General features: G+C 42.4%; 8 protein-coding genes. 6 read left to right on the forward strand and 2 right to left on the reverse strand.

The genetic code is table 11. The features are described 5' to 3' along the window. A partial coding sequence (locus IH879_08825) for a hypothetical protein (GenBank protein MCH7675042.1) occupies positions 1-1,832 on the forward strand: 1,832 nt, incomplete at its 5' end. Positions 1,833-1,846: 14 nt separating this feature from the next. After that, a complete protein-coding gene (locus tag IH879_08830; protein ID MCH7675043.1) occupies positions 1,847-3,109 on the forward strand; it encodes a hypothetical protein in 1,263 nt (420 codons plus the stop codon). Positions 3,110-3,223: 114 nt separating this feature from the next. Here the strand turns inward: IH879_08830 and lptG are convergent, their stop codons facing one another. Beyond that, positions 3,224-4,273, reverse strand: coding sequence for an LPS export ABC transporter permease LptG (gene lptG, locus IH879_08835; GenBank protein ID MCH7675044.1), 1,050 nt, complete (start codon positions 4,271-4,273; stop codon positions 3,224-3,226). Positions 4,274-4,311: 38 nt separating this feature from the next. Further along, a complete protein-coding gene (locus IH879_08840; GenBank protein MCH7675045.1) occupies positions 4,312-5,652 on the reverse strand; it encodes an LptF/LptG family permease in 1,341 nt (446 codons plus the stop codon). Between the two features lie 358 nt (positions 5,653-6,010). On the opposite strand from IH879_08840, the gene sprA reads away from it, so the two are divergent. The 4 genes from sprA to IH879_08860 form a co-directional block, all read left to right on the forward strand. After that, positions 6,011-12,244, forward strand: coding sequence for a cell surface protein SprA (gene sprA, locus IH879_08845; protein ID MCH7675046.1), 6,234 nt, complete (start codon positions 6,011-6,013; stop codon positions 12,242-12,244). Positions 12,245-12,536: 292 nt separating this feature from the next. Beyond that, positions 12,537-13,178 (forward strand): DUF4910 domain-containing protein, encoded by a 642-nt coding sequence (locus IH879_08850; GenBank protein MCH7675047.1) that lies wholly within the window; start codon positions 12,537-12,539, stop codon positions 13,176-13,178. A 415-nt stretch (positions 13,179-13,593) separates the two neighbouring features. Further along, positions 13,594-14,550 (forward strand): rod shape-determining protein, encoded by a 957-nt coding sequence (locus IH879_08855; protein MCH7675048.1) that lies wholly within the window; start codon positions 13,594-13,596, stop codon positions 14,548-14,550. Between the two features lie 100 nt (positions 14,551-14,650). Further along, positions 14,651-15,075 (forward strand): rod shape-determining protein MreC (locus IH879_08860; protein MCH7675049.1); only part of this gene is annotated, 425 nt, incomplete at its 3' end.

The following is a 15,075-nucleotide window of genomic DNA, read 5'->3' on the forward strand; positions in this document are numbered from 1 at the left end:
TCTATTTCGAAATCGATGCAGATCTGGATAACTATTATATTGGCGATGAATTATACTTAGAAAGTTTACAAGATGATTTTTCCCTTACCATGGGCTCTTTTTCTATTGATTCTCCCTCGTCTGTCTCTACCAGTGTGATTCTGAGCGAAATTTTTTCGCAAGCGGATGCTTTGCACGGATTAACGGTAATCGTCCCGGCATTCAGCTTTCAGACGGATAAAAAATCTTTGGATCCCTATGATAGTTTCTCTTATGTCGTTATTGAGACCGGCAATATATCCTTGCAAGTCCAAAATAACCTGGCCATTCCTTTAGGCAGTCCTCTGACTTTGGAAATTTGGGACACGGCCCAGGACACTTTAATTTCTTCAACTACCAGTTCTTCACAAATACCTGCCGGGAGCTCCGCAAATTTTGTCATAAACTTGGCCGGTAAAAAAATCCCGAACCAGTTATCGGTGAGAATGATAGGAGATTCACCGGGCAGCAGCGGGGAGCCTGTTTGGGTAGATAAAAATAGCAGTTTCAAAATGACGGCCAGTATTACAAATCTTACCGTCGAGGAGGCGTTGGCTGAAGTACCTACCCAGGTTATTTCCGGAGAGGAGCAGTTAGCGATAACAGATTCGGTTGTCGTAATAGATGCGATAATTGAATCAGGGTCAATCGACTTTACGGTTAGCGGGGATTTCGCACTCGATGCCTGGGTCAGATATGAGCTTCCCGATTTTGTTTCGCCAACCGGTTCTGCTTTAGTTGATTCGGTTTTTATCTCGGGAAGCACCCCAAGCAGCGTTTCGATTAATCTGAATAATTACTCTTTTCAACCTGAGATGGCTGGCTTTGGTCAGCAGAAGGTGCGGTTTTCATGGAGGGCCAGAACGATTGATTCCGGTTCCAATATGGTTTTGGTAAAGAGTAGTGATATTATCAACGTAAATTTCAATGTGGACGAAATCCATTTTTATCAGCTTACTGGCAAATTAAGGCAAAAAGAATTTGACATCGAGCAGGATGAAATTGAGTTTGATATTCCCGTCGACTTGGACAGCCTTTTCTTTGAAACCGCCCGTTTGGAGCTGCTGATAAATAATGGCATCAATTTTCCTGCGAACATTAATTTAGTGATAGAGGGGCAAAATGAGTCAGGTACAAAAGCCCAGATATACATAAATCAGGCGATACAGGCTGCATCAGCGCCCGGCGTTCCAACCCCTTCAGTTATTGTTCTCGATAATCAGAACAGCAACATCAAAGATTTCATCAGTATTGTGCCAAATCTGTTGCGGGTTTCAGGCAAGATTGTTTTAGGGGATGAAAATATTGTCGGCACGGTTTCCAAGAATGATTTTGTAAATGGCTCCGTAAAAATTACCGCGCCTTTTGCATTGCGGCTTTCTTCGCAAAGTATCGAAACCGAAACGATTGAATTGAAAATTGATGAAGAGGTGAAAGACAAAATTATCGACAACCTTTCTGCCGGTGCACTTTTTATGGAAATTACTAACCATTTACCTGTAGGCGCATCTCTAGAAATCATTTTTTCTCAGGATGAGATGAACTTATATCAAAACCCGGTTCTGCAGATCACAGCAATTCGTGCAGACGCAGCTTTTGTGGACGCATCCGGATTTGTTCAGAGTTCTAGAACTGCTGAGTCTACGATTGGATTGTCCGAAGAGCAAATGCGCATATTTTTGCTCTCGCCGCTGCACGCCGGGATTCGTATTTCCATGGATGGCACGAATGGTCAGTTTGTAACCTTGCGAGGCTCTGACTACATCCAGGTCAAATCGTACAGCAGAATTAATGTAACCGTGAACCGAGATTAACCGAGGAAAATCAAATGACAAAGACTTTTTCAAAATTAGTATTAGCAGCAGTGATTGGTTTAAGTTTTTCAACAGCAGACAAGTTACTTTACGGCCAATCCGGAATTTCGAACGCGCGAAGTGTCGCAATGGGCGGCGCTTATACGGCCATTGCACGCGGGGTTGAGTCACCGTCCTGGAATCCGGCAAATCTTGGCCTCTCCGGTAAAAACAAGTACCATTTTAATTTGGTTTCAGTAGGCCTGGGCTTAAACAATAATAGTTTTGATAAAAACCATTACGATCTTTATAACGGTGAATATTTAACCTCCGAAGATAAGCAGAACATTTTAGCCAGCATCCCTGCAGAAGGTCTACGCTTTGATTTAGGAACCGAGGTGCAGGCAATGGGGCTAGCATTCGGCCCGCTTGCGTTTAACGCCTCCGGATTTGCAGTCTCTGATTTGAGTTTTTCGAAAGAAATTTTGGATTTGGTTCTTAACGGCAATGAGTTTGGTCGGGTTTACAATATTGGCGATACTGGCGGAGAAGGTTGGGCGGCATCCAGTTTTGGTGTGTCGCTAGGGATGCCGATTATTAAAAATGCTAATTTTGAATTTGCCGTCGGAGGCTCTATAAAATATTTGCGCGGATTTGCTTACGCAAAAGTAAAAGAGGCGACGACAACTATGTCTACCGATTTTGACGGTTTACAGACCAATGGAAGGGTTGTGATCGACCGTGCCTTTGGTGGCAGCGGATTTGCAATTGATGTTGGTACGGCTGCACGGTCAGGAAACTGGTCACTGAGTTTAGGTCTATCAAACATTTCCAACAACATTAATTGGAATAAGAAAACCAAAAGGTTTGTCTACGAATTTAGCGCGGATTCGGTCTCCGTTGAAAAAATAGCCAATTCCGATATTGATTCAGTTTTTAGCGATTCCGAGGAGACGGTTGCAATCGAGCCTTTTACGACAAAGCTTCCCGCTGAACTGAGGTTTGGGATTGCACGGGCAACCAAGAGGTTCACCTTTGGCGTTGATTTCAGAAAAGCTTTCAAAAAAGCACCAGGTGTTTCCACAAAACCTAAATTTGCTTTGGGCGCAGAACTTCGTCTCATCCATTTTTTTCCACTCCGATCAGGCGTTGCGTTCGGAGGGAAACAAGGTTTTACACCATCTGCGGGCTTTGCCTTTGACTTTTCAGTTTTTTCCTGGGATTTTGCAGTCGCCAGTCCGGGCGGGTTTTCCGGAAAGGGCTTAGCTTTTGCTTACAATTGGATGTTCAGGTTTTAAGAATGAGGAGCGAGGAGCGAAAAGCGTTATTCAAAAGTATGATTACTTTTACGCTCTACGCTCTTCAAGGTCTTTGTCTTTTGCACTTTTCGCTTTTTCGTTTCTCAAAGTCTTTTACTTGCGGGCAAAGAACAGGATGCCGATTCCGGCTACCAGAAAAAGGCCATTTGCAAACCAGGCCGAAAACATAGTTGGCATAACGCCTGTTTGCCCTAAAGTCTGAACGACTCTTGTTAACCCATAATAAATGAGGCAAACCAGGATACTGATAATTAAGCTAAAAATTGTACCCCCGCGGTTTCGGCGAGCGGCGAGCGGCGCTCCAAATAAAACCATAATAAAATTAGCAAACGGAATCGATACTTTGAAATGTAAATCAACAAGCCATTTCTTTGGATTTCCGCCATTTCTTTTGACTTCATGAATGAAACTTTCCAATTCAGCATATGACATATCGTTTGGATCAGTATAGAAAGTTTCCAGCTGCTCTGGCTTAAAGTCGAGAAATTCGTCTTCGAGCTCCTCAAAAGGAATCGCTTCCTCTTTGGTGTCTGAAAATGTTCGTCTATAACCGTTACGAAGGACCCAGGTACTATCTTCCCATTTCATGCTCCGGGCGTCCAATCTTTCGATGATTTGATTGTTATTTAACTTTTGGATACTGATCTTGCGGGCAGTTTTGTTGACACTGTTAAAATCTCCTATGAACACTTGTCTGTTGATACTGTCCCTCCAAAAAATATTAGTTATTCTAGTTTTAGTTCTTTTAACGGTTTCGATATATTCATCTTCGATCTTAGTTTTTTCCTGATTGGCTGAGGGTACGATTTTTTCACCAAAACCAAGAGCGAATGTACTAATCAATAGTCCAAAAATAAAAAGCGGAATCAAAATTCGATTCAAACTGATACCCGCCGACCTTATCGCGCTTAATTCATTATGATTCGCCATTTGACTCAGACTAAATAGACTCGCCAGGAGCATGGCAATTGGCAGAACTAAAATAATTAGATAAGGGATATAAAAAAAATAATATTTAATAATGACGGCCAGAGGAACTTCCTTATCAATAAATTTACTGAGATTGCCAACCATGTCGACAAAGATCACAATCATAGGAAAAGATAGTAATGCATAAAATAAAGTAAAGCAAAATCGTCGCAATATGTACCAATCGAGTATTCGCATAGATATATTTATTTTTATTTATTCCGGTTTTTTTGTCTGCGGGGAAGACTAAAAACTTGCGGCCAACGGAATGTCGCTGTGTCACGAACTGTACGCAGAACAAGAAAAATGCCTAACCCACCAACCAGAATATTTGGGCTCCACATCCCCCAAAATGGTGATATTTTCTGCCTGTCTGCTAAACTTTCACCCCCAATCAGGAAAGCCCAATACAGTAAGAAAAACCCAATGCTTAATCCCGCCGCAGCCGCCCAACCTTGTTTACGCGCCAGGATTCCAAGAGGCGAACCGACCAAAACAAAAACAACGCACACAGCAGGAATGGAATATTTTTTGTGAACTTCAACAAGATCCCTATCGATTGATTTTTTATAACTATTAATCAAATTTAAATCTGTCTTTATTTTCCGATTCAGCCGCTGGTGATCTAGTATTAACAAATCCAAGGTTTTTTCCTCTTTGGAATTGGAATAAATATATTTGGAGAGTTGCTGGTTCACAGTTTCGTTGAGCTTTTGGCGCCTTTCTAATATCCGCTGCCGATTTTTATAAACCCCCTCCATCAAAGCCGCAGAGCTTTTTTCTCTATCCCCGCGGTACTCAGATTGGCTGCGCATTAATAGCATTTCAGTCATTGGTATCTTAATAACGTGTTTTGTAAATTCAACTTTTTTGAACAATTCAGGATTGTTGATATCGATCTCTTGCAGCTCGCCATCAAGGAGTGTGATTTCGACCAGACCGGTTTCTTCGGAGAAGGTAATTTCTCCGACCTTCGCAATGATTGTCTTTATGATGTTCGAAGTCGTTTGATCATCTATGGTAATATTTTCGATATACGTGGTTGAATTGATTTCCTTAATAGTCGGACCGAGTATGTTGTAATTTGGGATATCGGTATAAATTACACCTGCCTCTAAATTTAGCAAAGGTTTTTTTCTGGCGATGTCTAACATCAAAAGCTTGGTTCTATGATTAAAATCCGGTAAGACTTCGTTATTAAACCAGATTAAAGCCCCAGCCACGCCTAAAGATACTATCAAGGTAGCAGGTAGAATCTGGTATAAACTGATGCCGCCGGCTTTAATTGCCGTTATTTCATTTTCAGCCGACAGCCGCCCGAAGGCCATGATTGTAGCTGTGAGCACAGCACATGGTACCGAAAGCGCGATCATCCACGCCAAATTCAGAAAAATAAATTCAAGGATCGTACCTAAAGATAGTCCTTTACTCATAAATTTGCCCAGTTCCCTAAAAAGCAAATTTAGGATAAATATGGAATTAATGACCAGAAGGGCGAAGCAAAAAGGGCCGATATGTTCTTTGACGAGATATTTTGGTAGAATTTTGATCATAAAGCGAATCGGTCATTTCTTTGTAACTTTACAAAATATACGCATCATCCTGTTTTTTATCAAGTGTATTTTCCTTAATAAATGTTAGAACTTTCTTAGAAACAAATAGTTTAACTTTTTGTTTTTTCAATTGTACATCCAAAGCATAATACAGAACTTTTACTTGCAATTATTTTATTAATTGCCTATTTTTGAAGCAATTCTGAACACAAGAGTAATAGATTTATTTATTTTCTCGGGAGGTTTTATCGAGCAGTTGCTATCGGAATGATTTTCTAAAAAATAGACGACCCCTGTGGATTTTAACCAATGAATTATCAAAGTCGTTTGTTAACAACAAAACTGCTGCTCTCGGGAGATGAATTTTACTAGAAGTTTAAGGCTCTTTTCATTATTATTCTTTTTTTCAATCCTTTTCGGTTTTTTTACCCACGGATTTGGTTTTCCTAAGGCACCTTCTTCGATTGCCCAAGGACATTCCTCTATTTTTTCCTCAAAGTTTTTAATCAAAAACAAACAAGAAGCCATTTTTTCTCTGCACGGATATATTCACGGCTCAGCACCGAAATTTTATAATAAAATCAGACAGGAAATTGAGATCGAATCCCTGGATTCGCGTGTTATAGTCAGGCAAACAATTTTACAGGATGATATCCACCCACCGCTGATACTTACCTTTGAAGAATATCAGGTATTAATTCAAAAACAAACTGAGAGGCGTGCATGGCAGGAATTTATCGTTCGCGACCTAACCGATGAACTCGCGAAAACGAGGGGGCCTGGTGGAATTAATCTGGATATACCGGTTAGAATAAAAAGTAAAGCGTTTAAAAAGATTTTCGGCAGCGGCCAGGTTGGTTTAACCGTGACGGGAAATATCAGCATTAATATGTCACTCCGAAGGGAGGACCGAAGCGAAGTCAGAACAGCCATCACACGGGGAGCCAATACTAATTTTAAGATGCAGCAGAAACAAAGATTCTCAGTGACCGGAAAGATTGGTGACAAAGTAACCGTGAACGTTGACCAGGACAGCGAACGTGCTTTTGATTTCGATAACAATGTCAGGTTGGTTTACCAGGGTTATGATGATGAGATTTTGCGGAAATTGGAAGCTGGAAATATTTCACTTTCGTTACCTGGCACCCGGTACGTCACGTTTAGCGGGAAAAACGCCGGTCTTTTCGGTATCAAAAGCGAAATGGTTTTTGGCAACCTGAATCTTACAACTATCGCGAGTCAGGAAAAGGGGGAGAGCCAACGACTGAGCCTGACCGGAGGTGCACAGGCCGGAAGGAAAATCATAAGAGATCACCAGTATTTAAGAAATACTTACTTTTTTCTGGATGAAAGCTATCGCGATGAATATTCAAAATTTGATGCCCAACGCACCCGCCTTGCTCCCGATGTGAATGTAGCTCCCCCTGTTGAGGGACAATCAATTGAAGTTTACAAGGCTGCTCCTGGCAATGATACACGATTTCCGGGCGAGAGTATTGCCGGTTGGGCAACCAAGACGGGTAAATTTGTCAATGGGAAATTCCCAGAGAATGTGAAGGAGGGCGAGGCCGAGTTTGGCCATTTTATTCGACTGGAAAAAAATGAATATTATGTTGAGAACAACCTGGGGTGGATTCGCATGAATAGCTCGGTTTCTCAAAATGATATATTGGCCGTTTTTTATAGAGCTGGAAATGACACTTTGGGTAATATTGCCAGACAAGATACAATTCTCCTTAAACTAATTAAATCTCGAAATACTCACCCGTCTGTTGCAACTGCACAATTGGAGTGGAAACATGTCTATATACTCGGCGGGCGTAATATCAATACAGAGGGTTTCGATGTTAAAATATTCCGCGAGCCTTCATCCGGAGTCGCTCAGGAAACCGACGAAAACGGCAAAAAATGGCTGGAAGTTTTTGGACTGGACTCAAGGGATAAAAACGGAGCTGATAATCCAGACGGAGAAATTGATTTAGATCCGACTTTTATTAGTTTGGTTAACGGAGAATTATTTTTTCCTGATCTTCGGCCATTCGATTCAAGCGGTTACTTTGTAGCCCCGAGCCCTGATACTATTTTTTCCCTACTTCCTGGTGATCCGAAACGTGAGCCTGCTATTTATGATGAAACCAACTCAACTTTGATCAATGCACAGAGCAGGTTTTATATTGAGGTTAAATCGCAAAATAGCAGCTCGGATTATAATTTGGGTTTCAATGTTATCGAAGGATCGGAGGTTGTAACGCTGAATGGCTCCATACTGAGAAATGGTGTTGACTATACCATAGACTATTTTTCCGGGCGTCTAGCGATACTTAATGAACAGGCTCTGAATCCGGCAGCTCAATTAGATATATCGTACGAAAGAAACCAGCTCTTTCAACTGGAAAAGAAGACGATTCTCGGAATGCGTGCTGAGTATGAATTAGGAAGAGATTCATTTATTGGCGGAACATTCTTATACTTGAATCAAACGACCTTAGACAGAAAGGTTCGCGTCGGGCAAGGTCCGATGCGAAACCTGGTATGGGACATCAACACAAGATTTAAGCTAAAGCCAAACTTTATTGGTAAAGCTTTGGATTTTATGCCGCTGATTCGGGCTAAAGGGGAGACCTCCCTCAACCTGGAAGGGGAAATTGCCCAGGTTTTACCAACGCCCAATACTTTGAACAGCAGCAGTACGGGTGATAATGCCGGTGTCGCCTACATCGATGATTTTGAAGGATCTAAGAAAACAGTCAATTTGGGCGTACTTCGAAAGAACTGGACGCAGGCTTCGGAACCCAAGAAAAAACTCGACGATGAATCCCATACTTATCGCAACATGCTCAATAACATGGTTTGGTATAACCCATTTTCTCAAGTACACATTAATGATATCTACCCGGAACGGGAGCTAAACCCAAATGTGCCCAATAGAGTGCACGTTCTAACGATGGATTTCTATCCGGATCCGAAAGATGCGAACCCGGATACGAATACCTGGGGCGGTGTGATGCGGGCCTTGTCTCCGGGAATTTTTGATCAAACTCAAACCAAATTTATTGAAATAATGGTACAGGGCGATAATGGCCGATTTCACATTGACTTGGGTAAAATCTCTGAAGATGTGATACCCAACGATGGAAAGTTTGATACGGAAGACGATGCTGCCGGTCTAACAAGAAATGGTATATTGGATCCCGGGGAAGACGTTGGAATCGACGGAGTTGACAAACCGGATCCTCCGGAATTAAACTTTTCTCGCAGCATGTTTGTCGGAGACAGTATAGATGCGGTGCCTTATGACTTTTGGGATATTGATGAAGATGGTAAGAAGGGTACCGATGAACCGTGGAGTTACGATGATTGGTTTTATAGCGAATCTAGTATTGGTGAATATATTCAGTTTGATGGTACCGGGTCAATAGTCGGTACCGAAAATAATGAAAATGATCAGGGCGGCCGCCGGCCGGACACGGAAGATATCAACGGAAATGGTTTCCTTGATCAAGCAAATTCTTATTTCAGCTATTCTTTCTCTTTGTCAGCGGGCAAAGATAGCCAGAACCCGGCCAATGCCATTACTAATAATCCACTTATTGTTGGCGGTAATCCCGATAAAGGGTGGTATCTGTATCGAATTCCATTTGATACGAGCGATCCAAAGTTCCAGCAAGGAGATACGCAGCCAAGTCCAACCCAGATTGAATTTGTAAGGTTATGGGTGGACAGTTTAGATTTATCTGATGCTGGTGGTTCTCCCGAAGCACCACGAATTCAGTTTAGCATAGCGGAAATAAATTTGGTTGGCAGCGAGTGGAAAGAGCTTGGTACGTTTGACACTGCTGGTGTACCGTTCGACACAACGGTTACTGTAGCACAAATCAATACTCATGAGAATGTTGAATATGCTGCAACATTAAGTCAGATTGGTGTGCAGGGCGAGATAGACCAGGTGACAGGTGTTAGAGCAAGGGAACAATCGCTGGTGTTGGTAGCTACCAAGCTCGATACCGGAACTTCCGGACTTGCTGGAAAAAGCCTGTTTCGGGGAGAAAATTACATTCATTATGATCGAATTAAAATGTTTGTTTACGGTGATCCGAATGTAACTTCCCATATTCCTATGGATTCTTCTAGCACTAGCAGCCTCGAATACTTTATACGATTCGGAGCGGATACCGAAAATTATTATGAGTATCGCTCCAAAATCTACAGCGGCTGGAACGAGCTAAACCATATGGATGTGCTTATTCAGGATTTTACAACGTTAGATACGCTTTTTAACAATGGTACTGAATTTGACACTCTTAGTAGTGTTTTCGTCAGGTCTTTAGCTCCGAACAATTCGAAATCCATCCGAAAGAAGGGAACCCCTTCATTTACAAACGTCAAAGTTCTGATTTTGGGATTGAAAAATTTGCACCCCATGGAAGGGTTTACAGGTGACATTTGGTTTAATGAGCTAAGACTCTCGGATGTAGAAAATGACAAGGGTATGGCCATGCGGGCGCGAGCTGATTTACGTATTGCTGATTTTATAACCATCAATGGCGGAGTAGAACGGAAGGATGCGGACTTTCATAATGTTGCAACACGGTATGGGACGGGTAATAATAGTTTAAGCAGTAATATAAGTGCCAATGTCAAGTTAGATAAAATGCTGCCCCAATCATGGGGACTCGCCATGCCTCTGACATTAAACTTTAGAAACAGCAATAGTACGCCAAAGTATGTCCCGGGCCAGGATAGACTTGTCACTGACAATCTCCCCCAAAGCGAGCTTGAGAAAGCAAGAACGAAGTCCAACCAATCTGGCTTCAACTTCTCGTTCCGTAAAATCACGAAGTCCAAAAATTTCTTTATCAGGCACACTGTTGATAACATTTCATTTAGCCTGGGAAGAACTAAAAGCGATATTGAAAACCCAAGTTTGCGGTTTTCAAATTTACGTGCATGGAACGGAAACCTCGACTTCACACTCCCTTTTGGTAAAAATAATTATTTTAAACCCTTTAGTTGGCTGCCAAACTTGCCATTGATTGGTAAAGCAAAAAATACGAAATTCTATTACACTCCGCAAAACATCTCCTTCAAGGTGAATGGAGCTAAGAGGAACCAGATGTCTCAAAATCGAGTGCAAACCCTCACTCAAACCGCGACCGCGGATACAACCTCAATCGAAACCTTCACCATCGATCGCAGCGTTCGTGCAAATATGAAGATTTTTGAAAGTTTGAGTGTGGATATTAGCAGAATTCATAAAGCTGATATGCGAGGTAGAAATTTTTCTGATTTTATTAATAACAACTTTTCCGATATTAATGTAACCCAGACTTTTTCAGCGCGATATAATCCAAGGATTTTCGATTGGCTGAATAATAATTTTACCTACTCATCTAATTACACTTTTGCAAATAATCTTCAGCGGCAAACTACTGGTAGAAGCGCGAGGGCCAGCAGCAACAAGTCTGCTGACTTTACTTTTAAGTGGAAGGATTTTGCCAGATCTGTCTTTGGAGTTGGAAAGAAAAGTACCGGTAGGAGAGGGGGGAGACGGAGAACAAATCCAAATCCGAATTCGCAGCCGCTGCTTATTTTTCAACAAGAAGAGGAAGGTGGAACTTCGTTTAATCCTTTGAAACTTTTCGGAAGTTTTCTTTCTAAATTTAAAGACATTAGAATTAATTACAGCGAGCGCACAAATCGCACTCACTTGGGTTTGGTTCCGGGAACGCCGAGTTTAGCCTTTCAATTCGGGTTGTCCGATACAACAAACCTCAGTTCGGTTTCAAGTCTAACGACCAACACCATAAGTTCGACGGAGAATCAATCATATACAGCGAGCTCTGGATTGGCTTTTGGGCGCGCAATTGATGTCGCCCTAAAATTTCAACATAGTGAACAAAGAAATCAATCGACAATCATATCGGGAAATTCATCCAATAGCTGGGTTAAGTTTAGACAATTTGATTTGCCGTTTCCAGGATGGACTGTGAGAATTGGCGGTCTCTCCTCTTTACCACTTTTTAAATTGTTGTTTAAAAGCGTAACATTTAGTCACAGTTTTTCAGGTCAAAGAGATGTTACCTGGGATCAAACACCTGACAACGAAACCAGGAGGAGCTTCACAACCAACTTCCGGCCCCTTGGTAAGCTCGACTTAAATTTTAAAAATGGCTTTACTGGAAACATTCAAATAAATAGCTCAAAGACCCTGAGTCAAACTCTCACAACGAGTGGAGAGAACCTAACGGATAATAAAGATATTTCATTGACTGCAAATTATTCAAAGCGATCGGGATTTCGAATTCCAATTTGGCCGTTTAACAAAAAGGAACTAAAAAACTCGATCAACTTTTCTTTCACTTTTACCGCGAGTACTTCATCAAGGAAAAACAAAGCGCCGGGTAAAGATGACTTTGAGGAACAAGATAGCACGAAACGGTGGTCGGTTTCACCTCGCTTGACATACTCCTTTAGCAATCAGGTTCGCGGGGGTGCATTTCTCGAAATCGGTAGAACGGATAGTAAGCGGATTGGTAAAACCTCAATACAGGAATTTGGTTTAGATATTAATATTTCCATTAGCGGAAGATGATTTTTTAACACTTTAGTTTTGGGAGGGAATAATAGTAAAGCATTTTCTTTTAATCGCTCAGCTCGCGACTTTTTTTTCATGTGGAGCCGGTGAACCTAAAACACCAACGTTTAACGGAGAAAAAGCCTTTCAATATTTAATTGAACAATGTGATTTCGGCCCGCGTGTTCCCGGGAGTCAGGCTCATAAGGATTGCCTTAACTTTCTGACTTCAGAGTTAAAGAAGTTTGGTGCAGCTGTTACGCCTCAATCCTTTAGACAAAAACTGCCCGGTTTTGAGAGTCCGGTTACGATGACCAATGTAGTCGCCAGTTTTAGTTTGCAAAAAACTGAGCGCATCTTACTTTGTGCACACTGGGACAGCCGACCGTGGGCAGATCAAGACCCGAATTCAGAGAATAGAGATCAGCCTGTCTTGGGCGCAAATGATGGCGCATCCGGCGTTGCTGTTTTGTTGGAAGTAGCAAGACACATTCAACTAGCTGAACCCAAATATGGCGTCGATATTGTTCTTTTCGACGGTGAAGATTCCGGGTTGCCGGGTCAGCCGGATTCGTATGCGCTTGGCGCTCAACATTTTGCGAAGAATAAGGATTTTCGCTACCGGCCAAAATTCGGCATTCTTCTTGATATGGTCGGCGATAAAGACCTGCAGATTTATCAGGAAAAAAATTCCGTGAGCTACGCCCCCCAAATTGTTGAACGGATCTGGGACCGCGCTCAAGGGCTTGGTTCATCATCTTTTTTTGCTTCATCAGGTTATCAGGTTACTGATGACCACTTGCCTTTATTAAACGTAGGTATCCCTTGTGTGAATCTCATTGATTTTGATTATGAATATTGGCATACGCTCGCCGATACGCCGGACAAATGCAGCCCCGAAAGTTTAGCCGAAGTTGGCCGGCTTGTTTTAAGTTTATTATATGAAGATTAATTTTACCCTTAGCCAACCCGGAGAAGCCGGAACCATACAGGACAGAGATAAAAGCGCAGGCAAAGTCGCAGAGACGCAAAGTGTTTTTTTGCGGGATTGTGTATGCCTTTATCCTAATTTCAATGTACCCTTACTAAAGTGATAGCATTCAGAGAATTGTTCCTAGTTGGAAGAAAATTTTCTTTTTTTATTTTTCTCTGCGTCATCTTTGCGCCCCTTCGGCGTTGCTCAGGACAGGCTTCGCGCCTCTGCGTGATATTTTTTTTGTGGGGAGGAGAGTTAATCCTTTCGGGAATATTAGTTGAAGAGGCAGATGAGTTGAAAGGAGCCTTCCTAAAATTTCCTGATTTAGAATTGGTTGAAGAGACCATGAAGGAAGAGAGGATTGGTGTTCTCTTAAAAAAGAGCATTTAATATGACAAAGATTGCTGCAATCGATATTGGAACAAATACTGCCCTGCTTCTAGTTGCGGAAGTAACCAAGCAGAACGAAATCATCCCTATTGCTCAGGAAGAAAAGATTGTAAGGCTAGGACAGGGCGTCGACCGAAACGAATATCTTAACTCGGAAGCAATCGGCAGGACGCTGAGGGCAATTCGAGAGCAGGTTAAAATTGCAGAAGATTTAGGCGCTGAAAAAATTTTGATCTCGGGAACGAGCGCCGTTCGGGATGCTGCAAACCGAGAGATATTACTTTCCGAAATTAAGAATAATTTTGGAATCACCATGCAAGTATTGTCTGGCGATGAAGAAGCAGAGTTGACCTATTTTGGCGCACTTTCTAATAAAAATTTGCAAGGGGATATTTTGTTAGTTGATATTGGCGGTGGCACTACAGAGATAGCAATCATTTCGCTAAATGGAGTTGTCTACTCCCAATCGATCCGTGTGGGTGGCGACAGGTTTGATGAATCGATTACAGCATACGTAAGGCGTACCCAGGGCAGCCTGATTGGCGACGCAACGGCTGAAAAAATTAAGCAGGAAATCGGCACTGCGTTCCCATGCGACGAAGTACGTGAAATTGATGTAAGGGGTCGTAATCTTGCAGAAGGAGTTCCGAGGAGTTTTACTCTAAACAGCAACGAGATACTTGAGGCATTGCAAGAACCCTTATCAGTCATTGTACAGGCTGTTAAAGGCGCGCTGGAACAAACACCACCGGAACTGGCATCAGATATTGCTGAAAGTGGGCTGGTACTGACAGGCGGCGGATCTCTCCTAAGGGAGATAGACCGATTACTATCGCACGAAACGGGACTACCGGTTATCGTTGCAGAAGACCCGTTGACCTGTGTTTGCAGGGGCGGTGGCAAAGCACTCGAGATAATGGATGATAGAGGCGATAGCGATCTGCTATCAATCCAATAGCTAAAGCAAAGAGTATGAGGTAGGGGCTCCCTAATAGTAACGAACCAGGCCAGTCAATATTAAATCTCTATTTCTGGAAGAAACAACCACTGGATACAAGATGCTTGGATTTTGCATTTTGTCTTTCGTGCTTATCGTGGTTGATCATTTGTCCGGCTACCTTGATGACATTCGTGCGGGGCTTACTATCGTAGTTACTCCAGTTCTGGTAGCTGCTGATATCCCCGGCAGGGAGGTAAGGGAGATAAGGGAAATATTCAGCTCCCGGGATGAAATGCGAAGCTACATCGAGATTCTGGAGCAAGAGCTTATCCTCTTAAAAGCAAAGACTGAAAAAATGGCGGCTTTGACGGCCGAAAATGACCGTTTACGGGATCTGCTCGGTTCCGCGGCAAAACTTCAGGACAACGTCCTCGTAGCCGAACTCATCGGTGTGGATCCCGACCCGGAAAAACATGAGGTCATCATCGATAAAGGGAGTGCTGACGGCGTGTTTGTAGGTCAACCTCTGCTTGATGCGCAGGG

It is taken from the genome of candidate division KSB1 bacterium (genome assembly GCA_022562085.1).
Taxonomy (GTDB): domain Bacteria; phylum Zhuqueibacterota; class Zhuqueibacteria; order Oceanimicrobiales; family Oceanimicrobiaceae; genus Oceanimicrobium.

What these genes read in the sequence shown, in the direction of transcription:
- IH879_08855 (MCH7675048.1), top strand. Translation starts at nt 13,594, where the DNA reads ATGACAAAGATTGCTGCAATCGATATTGGAACAAATACTGCCCTGCTT.
- IH879_08840 (MCH7675045.1), bottom strand. Translation starts at nt 5,652, where the DNA reads ATGATCAAAATTCTACCAAAATATCTCGTCAAAGAACATATCGGCCCT.
- sprA (MCH7675046.1), top strand. Translation starts at nt 6,011, where the DNA reads ATGAATTTTACTAGAAGTTTAAGGCTCTTTTCATTATTATTCTTTTTT.
- IH879_08830 (MCH7675043.1), top strand. Translation starts at nt 1,847, where the DNA reads ATGACAAAGACTTTTTCAAAATTAGTATTAGCAGCAGTGATTGGTTTA.
- IH879_08850 (MCH7675047.1), top strand. Translation starts at nt 12,537, where the DNA reads ATGACCAATGTAGTCGCCAGTTTTAGTTTGCAAAAAACTGAGCGCATC.